1 protein-coding gene is annotated in these 1,364 nt (G+C 60.7%); it reads left to right on the forward strand.

Going from position 1 to position 1,364, the window contains the following annotated elements:
- Positions 1-1,364 (forward strand): helicase-related protein (locus B5G42_RS17525; RefSeq protein WP_275532457.1); only part of this gene is annotated, 1,364 nt, incomplete at both ends.

Consider the following 1,364-nt stretch of genomic DNA (forward strand, 5'->3'; position numbering starts at 1 on the left):
GGGACCCCCATCTCCAACTCCATGACGGAACTCTACACCATGCAGCGGTATCTGCAATATGACAGGCTCCAGGAGCTGGACATGACCCACTTCGACAGCTGGGCTTCCAGGTTTGGAGAGACCGTGACGGCCCTGGAACTTGCCCCGGAGGGGACCGGCTACCGGGCCCGCACCCGCTTCTCCAAATTCTTCAACCTCCCGGAGCTGATGAGTCTCTTCAAAGAGGTAGCGGACATCCAGACAGCAGATCAGCTCCATCTTCCCGTGCCGGAGGTGGAGTACCACAATATCGTCTGCCAGCCCACCGAATTTCAGAAGCAGATGGTCCAGGAACTGTCCAAGCGGGCGAGTAAGGTACACAGCGGTAGTGTAAAACCCCAGGAGGACAACATGCTCAAAATCACCTCGGATGGCCGCAAGCTGGGACTGGACCAGCGCATTCTCAACCCTCTGCTCCCGGACGACCCCGGAAGCAAGGTCAATCAGTGCGCCGGCAACATCCTGCGCATCTGGAGAGAGGGAGCGGCAGACAAGCTGACCCAGCTGGTATTCTGCGACATCTCCACGCCCCAGGGCGCTTCCGGGCAATTCACTGTCTATGACGACCTGCGGCACAAGCTTGTCCGAGGCGGCATCCCGGAGGAGCAGGTCGCCTTCATCCATGAGGCCGGCACCGAGGCGAAGAAGAAAGAGCTGTTCGCCAAGGTCCGCTCCGGCCAGGTGCGCGTCCTGATGGGAAGTACACAGAAGATGGGGGCGGGCACCAATGTCCAGGACCGTCTCATCGCCATGCACGACCTGGACTGCCCCTGGCGGCCCCGGGACCTGACCCAGCGCAAAGGCCGCATCGAGCGCCAGGGAAACTGCAACCCTCTCGTCCATGTGTACCGCTATGTCACCGAGGGCACCTTCGACGCCTATCTGTGGCAGACCGTGGAGAAGAAACAGCAGTTCATCAGCCAAATCATGACCTCCAAATCCCCGGCCCGTTCCTGCGAGGATGTGGACGCGACGGCGCTGTCCTTTGCCGAGATCAAGGCCCTGTGCGCCGGCGACCCCCGCATCAAGGAGCGCATGGAGCTGGATGTGGACGTGACCCGGCTGAAGCTGTTGAAATCGGACTACATGAGCAAGCACTACCGCATGGAGGACAACCTGCTCAACCGCTATCCCAAACGGCTGCGGGAGAACCGGGAACTGAAGAAGGCACTGGAAGCCGACCTTGCCCTGGCAGAACAGCACCCACATCCGAAAGATGGCTTTGCCGGCATGACCATTGGGAACTGGGCCTACCAGGACCGCACATCGGCCGGCGAGGCTCTTCTGGCGTTGTGCAGCGAGGTCAAGGGCGACAATATGCTGGA

Origin of the sequence: Flavonifractor sp. An91, from assembly GCF_002159225.1 — a bacterium.
GTDB classification, from domain to species: domain Bacteria; phylum Bacillota; class Clostridia; order Oscillospirales; family Oscillospiraceae; genus Flavonifractor; species Flavonifractor avicola.